Annotated in this window: 14 protein-coding genes and 1 pseudogene; 4 read left to right on the plus strand and 11 right to left on the minus strand. The window is 43.6% G+C overall.

Annotated features, from left to right (window positions below; all coding sequences use genetic code 11):
* Positions 1-22 precede the first annotated feature (22 nt).
* From CTT31_RS23340 to bufA2, 5 genes are all read right to left on the minus strand, one after another.
* A complete protein-coding gene (locus CTT31_RS23340; RefSeq protein WP_260492675.1) occupies positions 23-865 on the minus strand; it encodes a helix-turn-helix transcriptional regulator in 843 nt (280 codons plus the stop codon).
* 93 nt (positions 866-958) lie between these two features.
* Positions 959-2,824 (minus strand): S8 family serine peptidase, encoded by a 1,866-nt coding sequence (locus CTT31_RS23345; protein WP_039496595.1) that lies wholly within the window; start codon positions 2,822-2,824, stop codon positions 959-961.
* Between the two features lie 570 nt (positions 2,825-3,394).
* Positions 3,395-4,180: an HvfC/BufC N-terminal domain-containing protein gene (locus CTT31_RS23350; RefSeq protein ID WP_211856538.1), complete on the minus strand. Its 786-nt coding sequence runs from the start codon at positions 4,178-4,180 to the stop codon at positions 3,395-3,397.
* On the minus strand, positions 4,173-5,003 hold the full coding sequence (bufB, locus tag CTT31_RS23355; RefSeq protein WP_260492676.1) for an MNIO family bufferin maturase: 831 nt from the start codon (positions 5,001-5,003) through the stop codon (positions 4,173-4,175). The genes CTT31_RS23350 and bufB overlap by 8 nt, the downstream gene beginning before the upstream one ends.
* Positions 5,004-5,088: 85 nt before the next feature.
* Entirely contained in the window at positions 5,089-5,538 is a 450-nt protein-coding gene (gene bufA2, locus CTT31_RS23360; protein WP_211856534.1) for a BufA2 family periplasmic bufferin-type metallophore, read from the minus strand.
* 159 nt (positions 5,539-5,697) lie between these two features.
* Here bufA2 and CTT31_RS23365 point away from each other — a divergent pair.
* A pseudogene (locus tag CTT31_RS23365) lies at positions 5,698-5,913 on the plus strand (hypothetical protein).
* A 21-nt stretch (positions 5,914-5,934) separates the two neighbouring features.
* Here CTT31_RS23365 and CTT31_RS23370 read toward each other — a convergent pair.
* Positions 5,935-6,927 carry a helix-turn-helix domain-containing protein gene (locus CTT31_RS23370; RefSeq protein ID WP_260492677.1) on the minus strand — a complete coding sequence of 331 codons (993 nt, stop codon included), beginning with the start codon at positions 6,925-6,927 and terminating at the stop codon, positions 5,935-5,937.
* On the minus strand, positions 6,927-7,835 hold the full coding sequence (locus tag CTT31_RS23375; protein WP_260492678.1) for a GGDEF domain-containing protein: 909 nt from the start codon (positions 7,833-7,835) through the stop codon (positions 6,927-6,929). Before CTT31_RS23375 ends, CTT31_RS23370 begins: the two co-directional genes overlap by 1 nt.
* A gap of 350 nt (positions 7,836-8,185) precedes the next feature.
* On the opposite strand from CTT31_RS23375, the gene CTT31_RS23380 reads away from it, so the two are divergent.
* The 3 genes from CTT31_RS23380 to CTT31_RS23390 all read left to right on the plus strand — a co-directional run bounded on the left by CTT31_RS23380 (position 8,186) and on the right by CTT31_RS23390 (position 13,943).
* A complete protein-coding gene (locus CTT31_RS23380; protein WP_260492679.1) occupies positions 8,186-10,975 on the plus strand; it encodes a TonB-dependent receptor in 2,790 nt (929 codons plus the stop codon).
* A 162-nt stretch (positions 10,976-11,137) separates the two neighbouring features.
* Positions 11,138-12,397 carry a metallophosphoesterase gene (locus CTT31_RS23385; RefSeq protein ID WP_260492680.1) on the plus strand — a complete coding sequence of 420 codons (1,260 nt, stop codon included), beginning with the start codon at positions 11,138-11,140 and terminating at the stop codon, positions 12,395-12,397.
* Positions 12,398-12,536: 139 nt separating this feature from the next.
* Positions 12,537-13,943, plus strand: a complete 1,407-nt coding sequence (locus CTT31_RS23390) for a hypothetical protein (protein ID WP_211856524.1) — start codon at positions 12,537-12,539, stop codon at positions 13,941-13,943.
* 76 nt (positions 13,944-14,019) lie between these two features.
* Here the strand turns inward: CTT31_RS23390 and CTT31_RS23395 are convergent, their stop codons facing one another.
* From CTT31_RS23395 to CTT31_RS23410, 4 genes are read right to left on the minus strand one after another with little or no spacing between them, the layout of a single operon-like run.
* The gene (locus CTT31_RS23395; protein ID WP_211856522.1) at positions 14,020-14,622 is read right to left on the minus strand and encodes a hypothetical protein; all 603 of its coding nucleotides are present in this window, start codon (positions 14,620-14,622) and stop codon (positions 14,020-14,022) included.
* A gap of 33 nt (positions 14,623-14,655) precedes the next feature.
* Positions 14,656-15,600, minus strand: coding sequence for a hypothetical protein (locus tag CTT31_RS23400; protein WP_211856520.1), 945 nt, complete (start codon positions 15,598-15,600; stop codon positions 14,656-14,658).
* 13 nt (positions 15,601-15,613) lie between these two features.
* Positions 15,614-19,519, minus strand: coding sequence for a hypothetical protein (locus tag CTT31_RS23405; RefSeq protein ID WP_260492681.1), 3,906 nt, complete (start codon positions 19,517-19,519; stop codon positions 15,614-15,616).
* The gene (locus CTT31_RS23410; protein ID WP_260492682.1) at positions 19,516-20,541 is read right to left on the minus strand and encodes a DUF4150 domain-containing protein; all 1,026 of its coding nucleotides are present in this window, start codon (positions 20,539-20,541) and stop codon (positions 19,516-19,518) included. Before CTT31_RS23410 ends, CTT31_RS23405 begins: the two co-directional genes overlap by 4 nt.
* Between the last annotated feature and the right edge of the window lie 54 nt (positions 20,542-20,595).

The following is a 20,595-nucleotide window of genomic DNA, read 5'->3' on the forward strand; positions in this document are numbered from 1 at the left end:
ATTTTGCACGGTTCAGTTTTGTCTAAGAGTGCACTCGTTGTGAAATTTGCTTGGGTGAAAGAGAAAATAATTGCTTAAAACGGCGGCTGAAGTGCGCCTGATTTTTAAATCCGCTATCAATAGCAATTTGATTTAATGATGCAGAGCTATTGAGTAAGTCAAAATAAGCGTGAGTGAGTCTGGTGCGGATCAGATATTCACTGGCACTCAGATCAGATGCGGCAAAGAGTTTGTGAATATAACGTTTTGACCAGCCAGAGTGCTCACAAAGCATATCGATACAAAATGCTTCATCACTTGCATGTGCAGAGATGAGCCGTTTTAACTCCGCCAGCGGCGACCTTGGTAATTGAGTCGGCTGGCAAGCACTTAGCTGCAGTAAAATTTCATCTTCAAGCCATTTTGCCGCTGTTAAATTTAGCGTTGTGGCGGTTAAGGCGCTTTTGAGTAATGTTGTTAGACCAGAGGGAATTGTCAGCGCTTGTCCATGCAAAAGCCGCTTGCCGGTTCGAGCTACGAGCCAATTGATTGGAAAGTTGAAGCTAACAGCGTGGTATTGTGTCGGAAGGTGAAACACATGTTTTTGATTTGCTTCAAGGTAGATTAACTGTGTTAGATCAGCACGCTGCAAGGATTGCTCAGTCAGCCACCAACCATTTCCTTCAGAGATAAGGATCAAACTACCATAGTTTTCAGGCATCATCGCCGCAGTTTGCGCAGTGCGATGGTAAACAATGCCATCGAGCTTTACTTGCGAGATACTACTACAGATGAGCGGCACTTCGGTGTGTAGTTCACCGTCAGACACATGGTCATAAAACCCTTGATGTAATAATTGGCTGTAGAGATCTAATACAATACTCATTAAAAACAAAAATGGTGGCTCAAACGAGCCACCACTGTACTTGTTTTTTCAATAAACCCCAAACGAAATGAGATTTATTTGTAATAAAGCCAATTAATAGCTTGCAACAAGTGTTACGCCAGAGAAGCTAGAATAGCCACGCAACTTGATGTAATAGGTTGCACCTTGGCCTGAACTTAAACTACAAGATTCATTATTACCATTTAAGAACGGACGACAGTCATAGGTTGATGTCGTAGGTGCTGCACCTTTACGAACATACAAGTCTGCATCGCCAGAGCCGCCAGAGCTTGCAACTGTCAAGGTTACATTTGCTGGAACATCAATGGTGTATTGCAACTCTTGGCCAGATGCACCAGCTAGACCACTTACTGGGATGCCGTTTTCTAGGCAATTGCTACCACAGCCACCTGGATCAGATGAGTAAGTACCTGTGAGGGTCGCATTTGCATACGCAGCGTAACCATTTAGCATCACATACCAATCACCAGCAGTCGGATTAGTGAAGTCGCATGATTCATTGTTACCATCCAGATACGGGCGACAAGCGTAACTATTTAGCGTTGGTTGAGTGCCTTGCTGTACATACAGGTCGGCATCGCCAGTACCACCAGCAAGTGAGAAGTTCAGCGTGCTAGCACCTGCTGGAACAACCAACTTATAGAAGGTTTGCTGACCAGATGCACCAGATGCATTGACGCCTTGGCCATTAACTAGCTCTGTGATTGGATCTGGATCTGGGTCCGGATCAGTGCCATCAGCTAGTGTATAAAGTAGCTCGTTAGGTGAACCGCTTTGTGGGTTAGAGACTTTACCTTTTGATGAGCGTTGGCTCAGCAAGCTATCAATTTGTGACGGGCTTAGACTTGGGTTTTCATCCAAATATAGCGCAACAGCACCCGCAACGTGCGGAGCAGCCATCGAAGTACCGCTGATGGTATTGGTTGATGTATCTGAGTTATACCAAGCAGAAGTAATACTTGAACCCGGTGCATAAATGTCTAGACAGTTACCATAGTTTGAGAAACTAGAACGGGCATCGCTGCTTGTGGTTGAACCCACAGTGATTGCATTGGCTGCACGTGCTGGTGAGTAATTACAGGCATTGCTATTGTCATTACCCGCCGCAACAACAAAGCTAACGCCTGAGGCAACTGCGTTGTTCACTGCGTCATCAACCGCTTGAGAAACGCCACCACCCAAACTCATGTTAGCAACGGATGGGCCTGATGCATTGTTTTTAACCCAATCGATACCAGAGATAACGCCTGAATATGAACCCGAGCCGTTACAACCCAATACTCTTACGCCAACGATATTGACGTTTTTCGCTACCCCATATTCACCGCCACCAATTGTGCCTGCAACATGGGTACCATGACCGTTACAGTCTGTTGCATCATTGTCATTATCAACAAAGTCATAACCATGTGATGCACGGTTACCAAATTCATTGTGACTAATGCGAACACCCGTATCGATAACATAGGCCGTTACGCCAGTGCCATCAAAATCATAATGGTAGTTTGAGTTTAGCGGTAGATTACGTTGATCGACGCGATCTAGACCCCAAGTTGGATTTGCTTGGTCGCCGCTTGCTGTGATAGCAGGGGTCACTGTAACCACTTGGTCTTGTTCGATATAGTCAATATTTGGGTTATTAAGCAGACCTTTTAGTTGCTTTGCCGATGCATTAATCACCACACCGTTTAGCACGCCACCAAACTCTTTTGTAATGCTTACGTTATGTTTATTCTGTAACGCTTTAGCTTGCTTATTAGCGAAGGCTGCAACCGCTTTACTGTCTTTGACATTTAAAACAGAAGGTGTTGTGAACACCACAATATACTGATCATCGATTGCTTTGTTTGACTCTACGCTAAGTATTTTAGCGGCTTGTGCGTTGACTGAGGTCAAACCCGCTAATACTGCAAAACTAATAGCACTTAATTTACGCATTTTGTTGTTCCTTGCATGTTGTTTTGTTTAATTGTGTTTACCAATCTCAAGGTTATGAACTTATCTAGCTGCTGTAGACGCGTTATTCACCAAAGTTCAACGCTTGATTGCGTTTGTTTTGAGATAATGAACAACGCCAGCTAAATAAAAATTGCACATAATTTCGACTGGTTACACTAGGATAGAAGTAAAGCTTAAAAAATAAACAAAAAATACAAAAAAAATTTACAATATGTTTTTTAATGTATAGGTTAGCTGACCAAATAAGTGCGAGGTTTATCCTTTTTCTTTATATATTATCAATAAATACAGTTAGTTAATTTTGATTTTAGAGAGGGGTAACGCGACAGGGCAAGAGGAATAAATAGGCTGAAAAAATTCCAAATGAGTATAGAGTATGTGACTTTTTGTTAATTTATCTTTACATTTAAGCTTGGTTTTTGACTTTTGAATTGTAAACAAGGACAAAGCCAATCAAGGTGAAAACCATGCTTATTATTAAACCTGGTTGATACAGCTTTTACTTCTCTTAGACCCTCATTTTCTATGCCGCTTTGTTGAATATCGCGGTTATATAGCAACTTTAAAGCCACTAAACCATCCCAAGTTAAGCCCTTTTTGCAGTAACTGCATCACCATTGCTGTGCCTTGTGCTAAATCATCACTTTGCTCAGCCGCATATTCACAGACAAAACTAAACGGCAGTGCGTTCTTCATGCTTTGTAGACAAGCAAATTCGGCTTCCGTTAACGAGTGATACCCAGTGCGCATATCGCGCTCTCGGGCAAGTACCCAGTAGTTCGGTTTTGTCGACACTTCAGGGACTGCTGTACTGTTCTTTAACGCTTGCCAGCTGTCGACCGCATTATGTGTAAATCCCAATAAGTGAACGCTGGGGTGAAAAGTAAACTGCAAGTTTGGAAATTGTGCTGCTGCAATTTTTTGTAGGTGCACAAGTCCCAATTGAGGCGCATCTTCTGCGTCAAATGCACTGAGTAATGTACGTTCAAATTGTGCGATTTCAGTGAGAATAGGGTAGAGCTTAAATGGCTCAAATTGGCTTAAATATTCAGGAAGCGCGTCGCCAAACTGGCGCAATGAGGTCGAACGTGAAGGAAAGTGCTGTAGATAGCCCGAGAACATCTCATCAAACAGGGCATCACCCAAATAAAAGCCAAGCATTTCGTGATCTTGTTCTAACACTTTTTTTAATCTGATGTGGTAAGCGTTAGTGTATATTTGCGCACGTTGCGCGACATTCAGGCCACTTTGATATTCAATTTCAGCCATTAATTGGCTGTCATCGCCTTTTAGCATTGCAATAAAGGCGTGCTGCAGCGCGGCGAGATCAGCCATATGTTCTCCAACTGCTAGGGGCTATTCCTTTGGCCAAGTTCAGCTCTTGTAACAATCCCGCGAGCTCAGGAAAGTTATCATCACGCTCAATCATGGTGTTAATGGGAGATCTGTTTTGAGTATATTGTCGATATAAACTCCATACCTCTTCGCAAATTGGTTGGTCGTGCGTATCAACAATATGGGTCCCAAAATCGCTATGGCCGGCCAGGTGGATTTGCGCGACTGCTTGTGTTGGTATGGCGTTTAGGTAAGTTATTGAATCGAATTGGTGATTGCGTGAGCTTACATATACATTGTTGATGTCGAGCAATAACTGGCATCCGGTACGCTGGTGTAATTCGCTCAAAAACGCCCACTCTGTCAGCTCAGATTGTTTGTAGTTTAAATAACTTGAGACATTTTCAAAGATCATTGGACGCTCAAGGTAATCTTGTACTTGATTGATTCTTGCGGTGAGATGTATCAGCGCTTCTTCAGTGTAGGGAAGTGGCAATAAATCATGGCTATTAAATTCGCCTAAGCTGCTAAAGCAGAGGTGATCTGACACCCATTCGGGTTCAACCCGTGCGATGGTGCGTTTAAGTTGCGCAAGGTAATTCATATCTAGGGGCGAAGTACTGCCTATTGACATCGATACTCCGTGCATCACAATGGGGTAGTGCTCTTTAATCTGCGAGAGGTAATACCAAGGCTTGCCGCCGTCGACAAAGTAATTCTCAGAGATAATCTCAAACCAATCTACTTGTGGCTGAGTGTCGATAATAGCGTCAAAATAACACGTGCGTAGGCCAAGACCAAAGCCCAGAAAGGGTACTGACATAATTGCGCTCTTTTAATGCATTGTGCGTGTTTATCTATTGCAATAATAAGCTTGATAGATAAACACGCGCCGAGGTTAAAGCTTATTAGCTTTCCGCTTTGCCACCAATGTCAGCACAGGCCTTTGCTGGCATGCTGACAAATCCAGTCCCTTTGCAAGAAGCGTGTCCCGCACAAGCATTACTTGCGGTTTTACAATCGTTATGGCCTCCGCAAACGTTGACATCGTGGCAGTGCACAAGGTCGGCCTTTGCGACACTGCCAACCCATGCGTCTTTTTGATTGCCACCGACATCACTACACGCTTTACTCGGCATGGCAACAAAGCCTGTGCCTTTGCAAGAAGCTTGTCCTGAGCAGGCATTACTGGCTGTTTTACAATCGTTATGTCCACCACAAACATTGACGTCATAACAATGCACTAAATCTGTTTCAGCTGTCGCAGCTTGTGCGCTTGTAGAATTGTTTTCTGTGCTATTACAACCCACTAAACCCGCTACCATCATCGCCATTGCAGCGCCCGTTAATGCTTTCATGTTTTTAATCCTCTTTGTTATCTATTAACGTGCTTAGCTTCGGCCAAGGGGCTGCTTATCTTTCAAGTTTGTTTTTGCAGCAGTTTGATTGCCATTTATACAAGGCAGAGCCAGCGTAGCATAGTTGTTCTATGTAAGTCTGGCGATAACACAGTAGAAATGCCAATCAAGCGCTGCCCTTCGGGTTCACCTGAGTGTGCTTCGTTCTTTGTTGCTCAACTTTAGCTTAGCCCACTATGCGGCAAGTCGAGCGCCGCGATCAAAACTCACTCAGGAGAACGAAAATCAAACAGCAAAGGTAAGCAGCCCCTGGGATTATCGAAACGCAGTCACGTTATAAAAGACCTAGTAACCGCAAGATCCATTTCAGTGTAGAAGAAAAAATGGGGGATAAAGTTAAATCTTACGAAAATAGGAAGGCGTTAATCCCGTCCAGCGCTTAAATGCGCGGCGAAAATTAGTGATGTCGCTAAACTGTAAAGCGGTTGCAATTTGTTCATTGGAATAGCCTTGCTCGGTCACGTAAAACATGGCTTGTTGACGATGCAGTCTGTCTTTTTCGTTAATAAAAGTAGTCTGATGTAGCTTGAGTTTGCGTTTAAAAGTTGCAGCGCTCATGCCCATTACTTCGGCGATTTGCTCACTATGATATTTAGGATATTTTAATTGTAAGCGATGCAGTTGGGCGAGAAATCCACGCTGTGGTGAGGGCAAGGCCTTTAGCTGCCGAGCCACTAAATAAGGAAAAGTGCCAACTTGTCGCTGAGCTAAAGCTTGGTTACTCATTACAATGGCAAAATCACTGTGATCAAAGCTGTAAGCTAGGTGTATATGGCTCAGGTATTGCGCGACTTGTTTTGGCTTTGTATACGGAAACTGCAATGTTAATGTGGTTTCTGGGCTGCGCCACTTAAGGTAGCCACAACAAAGACTTGCCATTGCTTCGCATAAAAATCGCGTGACCGCAGGCTTACCTTCTGCAATGGCGGGTGAAAACAGTAAATGGCAGCTTGTTTCTGTCTGGAGTTTTCTAATGTGGTAAAAAGGCAATATATCCAAACCTTTAAGCAGTAGAACTTTGAGTAATTGCTGTATGTTGTGGCAATTAAATAGCAGCTCGGCATGGAGACTGATCAGCGTATTAAGTAGGTATTGGCCGTAAATAAAACTGACTTCCTGACAGCTCGCCTGACTGACAAGGTTGCTTACTATTGTTTCAAATTGCTCATAACTAATGCAGGTTGGATTAGCGTGCAGATCGGTATAAAACAATTTACTGCCTTTCAAAATGACGTCTGCATGTACACCACGCTGGGAAGCCAACTCCACCAAGGGGAGTGCAAAGTAGCGACTCGCAAGTTGTTTTGTTTGGCATTCAAAATAGGACATTAAGCCGCAGCTTCCTTGGCCTGATTCAGCTCGTTCACAAGCGCTGCTATCAGAGATTCAAATTCACAGTGTTTGTCATCAACTTCGATACAGCTCCATCTCACTGCACTATATTGCGGCTGGTTTTCACCGTCATCATAGTTGGCATGGCGGGCGATAAATTCAGCCGCACGGTTGGCAAAAGCTTGGGCTTGAATATGGTTGGTTTGTGGGTGAACGACCACAAATTTATCTGCTGCAAAACGACATAGCAGATCACTCTCTCGCATGCTCAAAGAGAGCATATCGGCAATATCGCGCAGTAACTGATTACTTTTTTGCATACCATGCTGGCGAGCGTAAGCGGAAAAATCACATATATCGAATAGTGTTAAGCAAAATGGGCTATTGCCATTGGCAAGGCGGGATTGTTCATGGCGAACTTGATTTTGCATATACTCAACGCTGTAGAGGCCGGTGACAAAGTCGGTCATGCTGTGGTCACGATAAAAACGCTCTTTTTTCATTAGGGTTTGATTGAATATGCTTTGTTCTTTATACCAGTAAAAGGCTGAAATACTCATCAGCACCATGCCAAAGCAAGCAGGGATCGCTTCAAAACTGGTTAAATAATGGGGCGTGAATACCACCATCTCATCCAAAAAATCCCACAGCATAGAAACATACATGGCACTCAACCCTGCAAACAGTAGGTTAGTGACGAGTCCTTTTGGTCGAGTGAGCAAGGTCACCGCAATCCAAATCAGTGTCATCAGCGTGAGGCCACCTTCACCAAGGCTATCGAGCCAATTGACGTCCGACAGTGGTCGCAGTACTGAGGTATAGGCCGTGATGGTAATGGCAACCAGTGTGAGTAGCACTAGTAGCAACCACCGCGATTGATGAAGTAAAAAAGGCTGAAGTTTCATGTTTGTTGTCTAGTCAAAATGTAGAGCGATATAGTAAAAATTTGCGCTTGCTGCTGATAGGGTCAATTTAGCTCAGTAAAGGCGATGTTTTTATGACAAAAACCGCAACATTTTTACATAGCAGCAGCTAGCAAACCGATTGTTATTCAGAGTTCAGGTTAAATATCGTTGCCAAAATCCTAAAGGCTGGGGGGTCATATCGGCTCAAATTCACGAGTTCGGGCGGCATAAACGCCTTGTTAAAGGCAGTAGGGCACTCTAGTGAAATAAAAGCGTCACGTTTTCGCACTAGGGTAGCCGCGACGTTTTAGCGGGGCGCTAAAATTCTACTCAACCTGTGCGAGCAAATAATGACAAAAAATCTACCGACAAGCTTTACGCTTTCTGCCGTTGCGATGATCTGCGCTGGACTGACGTTAAGCTCAGCTGCAAATGCTAACACCCTAACAGGGCAAGTTAGTTCCGTATCGCAAAAGAGCCACTTTCAAGGAGCAAAAGTGGTGATCAAAGAATTAGACAGAACCCTTATCTCTGAGCGAGATGGCCGCTTTACGGCAACTAATCTCCCGGCGGGTAATTATACGCTTGAGATAAGTTATCTTGGCGCTGAAACAGTGACTAAAAGCATCACAATTATTGATAACCAAGTCACCGATGTTCAAGTACAGCTTGGTTCTCAATCGGGCCAAATGGACGATATTATTGTTGTAGGGCAAAGAGCCGGACAAGCAGGTGCACTAAACCGACAAAAAAATGCTCTGTCACTTAAGTCGATCGTCAGCGCGGATTCCATCGGTCAGTTGCCGGATCAAAACGCAGCAGAAGCACTGCAACGTCTGCCTGGACTTTCTATTCAACGAGATCAAGGTGAAGGCCGTTTTGTGGCAATTCGTGGGATCGACCCAAACCTCAACAATGTGACCATCAATGGTGCCAACGTGCCTTCTCCTGAAGCGGGCGTGCGCTCGGTGGCGATGGATGTCATCCCAAGTGAGTTAGTGCAAAGCCTAGAGGTGAGCAAAACGGTCACACCGGATATGGACGCATCAGCGGTGGGCGGTAGCATCGAAGTAAAAAGCCTCAGTGCTTTTGACCGAGAAGGGCAGAGCTACAGCGTAACGTTACAAGCGTCACACAATGAACAGGTGAGCGAGACCAGCCCAAAAGCGTCGTTTAGCTTCACCGATATTTATACCGCAGGCAAAGAGGTGGAAGTTGGGGTTGCAACGGCGGTATCTTGGTTTGAGCGTGAGTTTGGTTCTCATAATATGGAAACCGATGGCGGCTGGATGGAACTAGAAATGGACGATGTGAACTCAGGAGAAGAAGTGAGCTTCTTTGGTGCTGAGGAAATGGAACAGCGCCACTATCGTATTACGCGAGAGCGTTTAGGGGCGGCACTGAATCTTGATGTGCATCACAAAGGGTTTAACAAATACTACTTACGCACGCTCTACAGCAAGTTTTCTGACGATGAATTTCGTCAACGCAATGAGTACAAGTTTGACAAAGGCGATGTATTTGCCGATGAGCTAAGCCAAAATGCGGCCTATTTCTCAGGTGCAGAAATGGATAGAGATACCAAAGACAGATATGAAGAGCAAAGCATTTTATCTGTGGTTTTGGGCGGCGAAAACTTAGTGCAGGATTGGTTTATTGAATACAGCATTGGCTACTCGAAATCAGATGAAAGCGAGCCAAATCGATTGGATACCTCATTTGCTGGAGAAGATTTTGCGCTAGGGTATGTACTGGATGGTAAGACACCCACGCTTGCAGCGGATGAAGCTTCCCAGCAGCTTAGCAATTTTGAAATCGATGAAATTGTCTGGGAGAACAACCTAAGTGAAGATGAAAATACCAGCTTTAGACTGGACTTAACTAAAGACTTCACTTTACTTGGTCACAATGCGCAAATTAAATTTGGTGGTAAATATGCCGACCGTGAAAAGTTTAACCGCGTTGATGCCAAGCTATATGACGGCGGCTTTGATGACCTAACGGCGAAAGACTTTGCCGCCAATGAGCCTGAGTATGAGCTTGGGGCCTTTGGTCCGGGTTTAAGTCGCGGCCAGATCCGCGACTACTTCTACAGTAATCGCAGTGCCCTTGAGCTAAACCAGCTTGAAACTGACATTGAAACACAAGGTCGTTCATACACCAGTGAAGAAACCGTCACCGCGCTCTACGCCATGCTGACGGTCGACATTGATAAACTCAATGTTATTGCAGGCTTTAGATACGAAGACACAGATTATGCAGCGAGTGGTAATCGTGTTGAACTCATTAATGATGAAGTGAATGACGTTGAGCGCGTCGAGATCAACCAATGGCAAGTTGAAGATAGCTACGACCATTTATTACCAAACTTAACTTTACGCTATGAAATCAGCGATAAGCTGATCACCCGTTTTGCCTATACACAAACTCTTGCGCGTCCAAGCTTTGAAGATGCAGCTGCATTTCAAATCATAGAAACAGAAACCACAGAAGATGATGGCGAAATTGAAATTGAGCGTAAAGCAGAAGTCGGAAACCCAGACTTAGACCCCTACAAGTCAACAAACTATGACTTTTCGGTAGAATATTACCCCGGCGCGATTGGCGTGTTATCTGCAGGCGTTTTTCACAAAAACATCGATAATTTTATTGCCAAAGCCGAGGTGCAAGATAACGGTCAGTGGCAAGGCTATAAAGAAGTTATTCAAAGCGTTAATGGCGGCGCCGCTGAACTGACAGGGGTGGAGCTTGCGTACACCAAGAACTTTCAAAACGGTTTGATGCTCTCAGCTAATGGTACATTTATTGACGCTGATGACAATCTACCAAACCAATCCGACACCGTGGGCAATCTGATGTTTGGTTATGAAAATAGCCAAATAAGCGCAAGGTTAAGTGCGTCGTACAAGAGCAAAAGCTTTTTGTTTGAAGAGAACAAGCAGCGCGTTTTCCAAGACGACCATCTGCAACTCGATTTCAGCATGAAGTACTTTTATACCGAGCAAACTCAGCTTTATTTCAACGCGATCAATTTAACCGACGAGCCGATGAGCATCTATCAAGGCGACTCTCGTTACAACTACCAATACGAAACCTATGGTCGTTCATTTGAGCTTGGAGTAACGGTAACGTCTTTCTAAGAGAGAAGTAGAGGTGGGTGTCCTTGTAAATTTAAAAGATGTATTAAAAGGACAGCCACCGAATCGAGCTAGGGTATTCACAGTATTAGCAGAGCTGTATTAGCAGGACACCCACCTTATTTATATGCAGGAGGATGCAGTGGTAACACTGTGTTGGAAACAATGAAAATAACATCAGTAGCTTTACTATTCGCGCTTAGTGGTGCAGCACAAGCCGCAGAAAATATTAACTTTCTGGCCTTTGGTGATGGCGGCTATCACCCAGATTATCCAAAAACAAAGCACATTAAATCGCCTAAAAATAAGGCCGAGTTTATTGCTGCTGAAAAGGCGGATTGGTTAGAAGAGCATCGTCCGCTCGAAGAGTTTAATCATGCGCCTATCTATGTTTATCCGGGAACCGAAACCGCAACGGAGGAAACCGGTGCGTTGGTGGTTGGGCAGGCAATGGCCTCTTTGTGTGAGAAAAAGCCATGCGACTTTGCTATTCAGCTTGGTGATAATATTTATCCTGACGGTGCGGCGGCTAACGATGGCAAAGACGACCAAAAGCGTATGGATGACTTGATTTTAGGACCGCTAAAGCCGCTACTTATTCAAAACCCAGAGTTGGTTGTGTATTCAGCGTTAGGCAACCACGATTGGAAGACGTCTCGTCGCGGCGTGAAATTACAGACCGAGTGGATGGCTAAGCAAGCTAATTTTCATATGGATGGCAAAGGTTATTACAGCTACACCTTTGGTGAGAAAGGCAATAACGTCGAGTTTTTTGTGCTTGATACCAATATGTTGCTCTCTGGTCAGCATTATTACGAAATTCCACTAAAACCGGATGGTAGTGAACAGGGACTGGCAAGTGCACTGGCGAGTGGTCAAGCCGAAGTTGAAGACATTGAAAAACATGAGCAACCTGTCAATGGGGAAGATCACAGGCAATTGGCTTGGCTTGCAAATGGGCTTAAAAACTCAACCGCAAAATGGAAAATTGTATATGGACACCATGTACTTTGGTCGATTGGTGGCACCAAGTACGATGAAGCTCATGTGCTACGCCGCTTAATCTTACCCGAACTATGTGAGTATGCAGATGCATATATCGCAGGCCATGAGCATGATTTGGAACTGTTAACGGACGACTGTTCGCGTGTACTCCCCGGAAACACAAAGCCTAAGTTACCACTTATTATCAGCGGCGCCGCATCAAAAATGCGTGGCACGCATACACCGCTTGCTAACTATCAAGAAAAGCGTTATCCAGAGTACGACCTAGTCTGGAATAAAGCTTTTACTTGGGGTTTTGCGCATATCGAATTAGACAACCAAAAAGACATGCTCAATGTGTCGTTTTACTCAACACCAAACGATTTAAGCGGTCAGCTGGTGCCAGAGCATAGTTTTAGCTTCGCTCACCGCAGTAAGTAACGGATCAGCAGGCGATAAACATGCGGTTTTAAGTATTTAAAAAGGGTGAAATACAGATTAAATGTAATGCTGTGTAATTGATAACTTCCGTTTTGATCAACTAGATTTAACAGGAGTTTTACATCTTAAGGAAAGCATCATGCTACCGTCATCAATTACACGCACTAAACTCCAATTACTTGGAATGTCATTATTGCTTGCTACAAGTACACTGGCTGCGCCAAGTGCGCTTGCTTACTCGAACGATACTTCTTGTAAACCGAATAACGATTGGTTTGGCAGCCCTGTGCCAAACCCTCCTGAAGGTGCAAATAGTCCGTTTGCATTTAAAGATGGTAAAGATCTCTCGACAAACTGCGATTTTCATCAGTGGTCGTGGAATAAGTTTCTTTATTTAACGCAGCCTGACAAGCGTGCTCCTGGTGGCTTGTTGATGTTTGGTTCTGGGTTTTGGCAGGTTGATAATGCGCTAAAACCTTATTTTGCCCCTTGGAATGATTTATTAAATCCAACCGGACTTCGCCCCGCAAATGTGTTGATCCTTGAAGATATAAATCAAGCAGGATCAGATGGTGTTATTTACAGCAAGTTTGGTGGGACTCCCGTACATTATTCGATCCACGTTAACGATACTTATATGAAGTCAGCAACCTCCCACCCAAAAGCAGATAGTAAAGCTGAATTTGCTGTGGGGTCGGTTGAGTTAAAGGTTGCTTGGATGGATGTCAAAGCGTTGCAGCAAGTCTATCCAAAGTTTGATTTAGCTGAGCATTTTTATATTCGTAAAGCGGTTTACCAAAAAGACAATAAATATAGCGGTACGGGAGAAGTAGCACTCGTTGGCATGCATGTTGTCGGTGTGGTTGAAAATCACCCAGAGTTTATTTGGGCGACGTTCGAGCATAAATTGAGTGCACCAGATTACTACAGCTCTGAGGGAAAGTTTAAGAAAAGCACGGCTTACTTACAGCAAGATAAAGTAGTGAGTAATAGTCACGATCTGCTATTTTATCGGGGCGGAACTGAGGTGCAAAATGCACATTTAACGTATCCAGCTTCTGAAACCACGACCAACACGTTTCGTTTATATCAGTACGGCGTGCCAAACGGCAATCCATATATAGCGGGTAATAACCCTGAGCTGGTGGGGAGTCAGACACAACAAGCTCAAGATGAAACTAACTTCAATAATATTACTGAACTAAATAGCTTAGTGAATGTAAAACTGGAACAAAAGAATCCAGTTTGGAGTAACTACTTTTACGCCGGATCAATCTGGCTGAGCACGCAAGATTACGATTTTGCAAATGGCATTAGTGGCAATATCGTGGGTAAGGGAGCCAACGAGGCGTTACGCGGCTCATTGGCAGTTGCCAATATTACTATGGAAACTTATACCCAAACTTTCAGCGATGTCACTGGCAGCGAGCCACAAATTAAACCAGCTAACTGTTTCAGCTGCCATGGTATAAGTGCAGGTAAATCAACGATGCAAGTAAGCCATATTTACAACAACTATTTAAAGTTAATGCAAAAGAGTCAGTAAATCAGGGTTCCTGAATGCGCACAGGCTCAAAATAGTAAGTCACCGATTTTAGCGGTGGCTTACTACTTCAAGGAGTTTAATCAATTTGCTTTGTGGGTTGTTTTATCTTTTGCATTAGAAAGAACAAAAGTCCTATAAAAACGATATTGATGAAAGCCATGATAAGGGCTACTTGATCCTCTGAGTGCCCGCGAAAGTCAGACAGCAAATCAGCAAAGATAAACAGGCTATAAAACGTACCTGCTATATTTAAGCCCCATCCTACAAAACGGGATGTCTTTACAAGCTGAGTGTAATCGCTAAGCTTTGCCATAATAAAGTGATACCCATACATCACACCTACGGCTGCCATCATTAAGCCGACAGCTGCATTGTCGCCTCGTTTATTTAAATAATATGCATCAAAACATAAAGCACCAACTGCAAATATGCCTATCAAAATAACAATGGCTTTAATCAAAAATTCAGCGACTGGGTTGGGCTCTCGCTTTGTTGAAACTTGAGATCTTGTTATCGTAACTTGCTGACCATTCCGGATTACTTGTTGCGGCTGTTGTTGATAAGCTTGACCATATTTGGGTTGTTGATTTTGCCCAATCACATCACTGATTGCACGAGTGGGCGTTCCTTCATCTAGAATATGCTCAACGCATTTCTTAATTAACTTTTTTATTGTCACAAAAACTCCTTGTTATAGAGATTAATTCGAGTATTACCAAAACTCTTTATCTAGTGGGCGGTTATTTTTTAGGTCATAAAAGGGGGCTTGTTTTACTAAATCTTCACCTAATATTTGAATATGGTCTTCGTGGTCAAGGTAGGGGCTTTCTATCGTTTCTTGCCAACCCTTATAAAACGAACTTGGTATGGGCTGAGTGGTATCCATAAAACGGTGAATTTCACTCCACAGCTGCACGCTGCTGTCCATATCTTTTGGCTCCCAATCGGTTGAATAAAGCGTTTGGCGCTTAAGTGTTTTTGGGTATCGCTGTGGGGCTAAAAACGCGAGGTTATGCCTCACACCTTTACCCGAGGAGACCTTTACAATATACAGTTCAACTTCATCAAGTGTTAACGAGAAACTCCCTTCGTTATTGCCAATGGGAAATGTGACAAGGCCAGTATTTCGGAAGAAGTCGACCCGTAGCACTTCAGAAGTATAGTGTTTAACACGGTAAACATAGACAAACAGGGGCAAAGCAAATGCTAGTAGTCCCGTGGTGAGCCATAAATACAAACTATCACCACTACCGAAATAAAAAATAATTGAAAGTAGCGCGATGATGGATGCCATATAGGCAAATACAATGTTTGCTAATTTACCAGTCCGTGAAAAGTCAGCACCACCAAGCGCTACTCGCCTATCAGAAGAAAAGAGGTTATTTTGTTGGACTGGTTGAGCGTGAGAAGATACGGTAGGGCTCACTTTCAGCATCCCTTTGCTAATGTTAAAGTCTCGTGGTGTCGAGTCCTCTATTTTTAGCAGCGGTGTTTCTACTATTGGCCGATCATGCACTACCTTATCTACAGGTGCCGAAGGAGTTAACGTTTGCGTTTCCTTTTTACCCTCAGTTTCCATCACCTTTTCAACAATTTTTTTTACCAAAATTACTATAAAAGCAAGAACTGATTGATTGGATTTTAACTTGTCTCTCATTGGTAGCCTTCAGTTAATTTAGGAGTCGCTGCAACACGCCAGCAGGGCTCATGCCATAATCTTCGATTTCGACGTTAATGACTTGCTCAGCCCAAAGATCTGGCTTTTCTATTTTTCCTTCTTCGTCTCTTTCTGACGCAGGTAACCTTAACTCTTGAGGTGAGCCTGAGTATATTGTTGCTCCTTTGCCTCTAGGATATTTTCGACACCGCATTCTGATTTGAATTTTAGAATGATTGAATTTATCAAAATAGGGATAAAGTGCACTTTCTTCAAATTCAATAATGAAACCCGTTAAATTAGGATTAACGATGATATTGGTATTTTGCCAAAAGTAATCCAATGCTGTTTGAGCTTGCCCCGTGGGTGCAACAGCAATTAACGAGCTCCAAGGTTTTCCAGCTAATAGTGGGCGAATGTCTAGCTGAATGTCTAAGTAACCAAGCTCTGATTCTGGAATATGACCTGGAATTTGCACATTAAACTTTGCAACTTGGAACTTGCCTTTGGAGGTTACCTTGTCATATATCCGAGAGGGAGTGTGTAATTGTACAACAGATACGTCACTAAATATTTTTGGAGAAAATAACTGATCATAGAGGCTATGAAGTGCATATTCAGGGTTTGTCTTCCAGCAGTAATAGGGGTTGTCACCAAACCAATCACGCTCGCCACCACCATATGCGTCACTGCCCCAAGGGCACGCTTTAATCCAAGCTTCTAGTGGTTCATCGCGTAATAGATAATAAATACCATATCCAAGTAATACTAGAATGAGTCCTACATAGCCCAGTTTACTCATGGGGTTTAAAATAACGCCTCTGGTGATCGTGGCAAGTATGGTTGGCGCGGTTTCAACCGCTAGCGCGACAAAGCCTACAGTTGCAATACTAAGGCCAGCAGCACCACCAGAGTCGCCGCGCTTAAACGCGTAATAGGCATCAAAGCCTGACAATCCGGCACTATATGCAGATGCTAGGAGGTTTAATCTAGCTGTCCATGTAATGATGTTTGCTTTTTTCGCAAACTCAGGGCCAAATTTACGAATGGCGCTGAGATTTCCTTTCGCCATTTTGTACTGTTGAAATTCTTGATATTGGCGTAGGCTAGGTAACCCAACTTTCATCTCTGTGACCATAGAGAGAGCAGAGAAATGAATAGCCGCTAAGTCGAAAATTGCACCAGTAATATCAGCAAATTTTCTTTGTGAGAATTCAAAATTCAAAAATGCTTGTCGAAAATTAGCAATTTCAAAGATATATACAATACCGAGTATACCCGCCATTCCTCCCTTTAACGACTGCCCAGATACAGACTCCGTAACAGCCGCATTTTGCCATTTTTGTAAGTTTGCGAGCCTATCAGACAACTTTTTAAGTGTTGCATGTTGATTATCTAGCTCTGTTGTATACTGTTTTGCTTCTTCTACCGCCGTATCATATATTGCTTGGGCTGTTGATTCTGATGACTTGGCTGATACATCAGCACCAGTAATTTTTATCAAGTATGCGATGGTTTTGTTTTTGCTTTCTATCGTTGTGATGGTTTCCGCTTGATTGAGAGACTGGGTTAGAAATTCAAGTCGTTTGTTTAAATTTAGTACGTCTTCTAACGATAGTTTGAGCTTAGAGCCTCTATATCCAACGTCTATTTTGCGTTTATTACTACCGCGAATAATTTGGTTGAGTTCTTTAATTTGCTTTTCTGCAGCCAATTTTCGAGACTGAGGATCAAGTGGCATATACCCTTCAGGAAAGTTCCCGTTGAGGTAATCTTGTACTCTCATTTCCACTTCAACTAAGTACCCAGGTGCTGAGATATCGACCAAGCGCATCAAAGGTTGCAGCACATCTGCTTTTGCATCAATGAGTTTTGCAAACGGATACTTCTTCCAAGCATTGTTTACCTTCACAAAAGAGTTGACCTGTTTTCTAGAACGACTGACGGCAACTTTTGCTTTAGCAAATTTAGCCTCTAACTCTCGTAGACGCGCACGTTCCAGTTCTAATTGTTGATCAAGCTGCGCTCTGCTCATTCCATGTTCTTGCTCTGTTAAGTTTTCAAGTACACTCTTCTTATACTCATATTCAGCACGCTTTTCTTGTAATTCTTTAAATGCTTTTTCTTTTTCTCTTTCAGCGTTGATAAGGGCTTGTTCTGACTGCGCTATCTCATGTTGTGTTGCATCCATTGCCTCACGAGTTTGGGCCTTTTGTTCCCCAAGCGTCCCCGAATGTGTAGAGAGATTATAAGCGGCCTCTGGAATTTCGAATAAACTGCCTGCTAAGCCCATAATCACTTGGGAGAGGCGGCGCCCCATTTGCTCACTCTCTTCTTGTGGCAAAACGGCTTCTTGATCATGGATCTTTTGTATTTTGGCGCTAGTTAAAGGCAATGCAAAGCGATCATATTCCGCTTTTTCGTAGTCGTGTAGTTTGTCGCCTGTAGGCTTTGGAAACAAAAATTGGGTGATTTGCTTAGCTGGTTTTGTTGGGTGTTGACCCAGACATTGCAGGATAAAATCTTGCCCCTGATAGCCTGAACTTAACTCATGCCAAAACTCTTTGTCCGTATTAAGGTGTGCAAGCGGTGCGGCTGGGTGAGGCTTTAACGCGAGAAATACATCGGTGACCAAGTCGTATGCTTCAAAGAACCTCAGATCTGATTGGTAGGCATAGTCTTTAAAGCACTCAGTAAAACCTGCACTAAGAGATTCTTGGTTTAAGAACTCGACTAGTTCGTCAGAGATTTCAGCAATGCGGCGAGCAAGTTTTTGGAAGGCGTTTTCTTCCAAAAACTTAAAGAATTTATCTTCCTCTAAATGAGAAGTGCGCCAGTCTTTTAATTTATTGGCAAAGTCGACTGCGTCTTCATCTGACTCTACAAGCTTCTCTCCACTGCTTTGAATTTCAATGTCTTTATCTAAAATCGAATCGGCTTGATGGTAAAAAACCTGCACCATAAAGCTGGCGAGTTCATACTTAGCTTGTTGTTGCAGATCAATTTTACCGGTTGCACTATCTAACCCTGATAATTTGTTGAGTAAGTGCTGAATATCCGTGGTGAGATCTTGAATTTGTGAGATGAAATATCGAGCCACATGGACCCCATCAAAAATCGGCACTTGGGCGATTTTATCGCGTTCTGGAAGATGCAGCTTTTGATGAAGTGTGGGGGTGTTAACTACTTTGCCTTGGTCGTTATAGCCTGTGGCAAATTGCCCTAAGTTATCCAGCTTAGTCATGCGCTGTGCTCTGAGCGCTGCTGCATCTTCTGGGGCAGGGCAATGTCTTTCTTCGTCAGCGAGTGGCGTGCCGGTATTTAAGCGCGGATCCTGTTCATTAAACCCGCCAAACAACAAGATCTGCTCCCATGACCACTGTACTTCAGACCATGCGATTTCTACGCTTACTTCGTTGCCATTTAGTTTATGCGGAACGAGAATGCTGCTGGTTGGCTTACAGGTTGCTGCACGTGTGCCTTGCGGTCGTGAGTTTGGCTTATTGGCCGACTTTTTCCAACTTAAAAAGCCTTTTTGCCAATACAAATTCACATCTGAGAATAGCGCCGGAGCATCAAAGTCTTCAGGTTCGATAACTTGTAGTTCACGCCATAAATAGCCATCGACGTAAATATAGATAAATCCGCTGGTTACTGGAGAGGCTGATTGTAGTTGCTGTTCTGGCGTATCGTATAAAAATGGATAAATGTGCACCAGCTCAATGTCGGCATCGCTGCTTTGTTGGTCTACCGTGTTTGAAGTGTAAAGGGGGACCTTATAATAGCCTTCTTTCGTGCCATCAACCGAGGTGTCTTTGAGCATCAAAGAGACCACTTCTTTGTCGCTTGCATAGCCCTCAAAAACAAGTTCTCTAAAATTACCGTTAGCATTGGTTTTGGTTGGTAAAGTGTGGCTCATCCTATCTTCACCTCTTCATCGCTTGGTTTACTACTGCCCGACACTTTTATATTGATCTTATTCGTACCGTCTTGGCTTAGTGGCTCCACGCCAATTACTACATCAAGGTCTGCAGGAGTGGCACCACCGGGTTGGTTTAATGGTGCGGGGGGCGTATTTTTATTATTAGATACCATTAAATCTCCCTGCCTAACCGCCGGTTTTCCCTCGATGTAAACATCAAAGCTGCCTTGCAGAAACTCTGCTTTTTTACCCAATGTTCGACTAGCGATACCTTTTTTATTACCGGGTTGGTCTCCCGTACTTTTTGAAAAGTTAGACTTGATATTGGCTGCACCGTTACCTTGAATTTTTACTGAGCTGGCAACGCTTGCGGCGTCTGATGAGCGGGCGATGTTGCCATAAGGAATAGGCACAACCACTTTGCCTATCTTAGTCAAACATACGTCTACTGTGCTTAACACACCGCCGCTGCCACTATGCACAGCGGTTCTACCGTTAATGAGAACATTGGTATTTGAAACGATAGCTGCTTGTCTGGCTTCGGCTTCAAAATCTCTGGCAACATCACTCTCAGTTCCTACTTGCCAACCCAGTTTAAGGGTTACCAAGTCTAAGAATGCTTGTGGGTCGCTAATTGGCAGATTGACATCCATTCCCGTTATTGGCTCAATATGGGGTAGAACAGCCGTTTGGTTTTGTTCATCCCATTGTGGTGGGTCGATGATGTAGTCAGGAATAAACGCATTGACCATTTGGCCTAAGGTAAAATCGCCGTATTTGGCTCTTTCGATTTCTTCTATAAAGGCTTGCTCTCCCGCAGCACGGTCGGGAAATATCGCAATACGGTAGGCTTGTCCCAGCGCTTGATTTCGCTTTGCACTAATATTTAATGGCAGTAGGGCTGGATTGTTGTGTCTCCAAGAAGCTGAACCTGAGGTTCGTAATTTGGCAGTTTGCGCGTCGACATTGTATTGCACGCTCTGGGCTTCGTTGCCTGCTCCGGCGCCGATAAAGCTCATTGTGTTGTCCTTAAATTATTCCTTTAGTCGCAGTTGTATTGATTTCACCTAATA

It is taken from the genome of Pseudoalteromonas maricaloris (assembly GCF_024746855.1).
Classification (GTDB): Bacteria; Pseudomonadota; Gammaproteobacteria; order Enterobacterales; family Alteromonadaceae; genus Pseudoalteromonas; species Pseudoalteromonas maricaloris.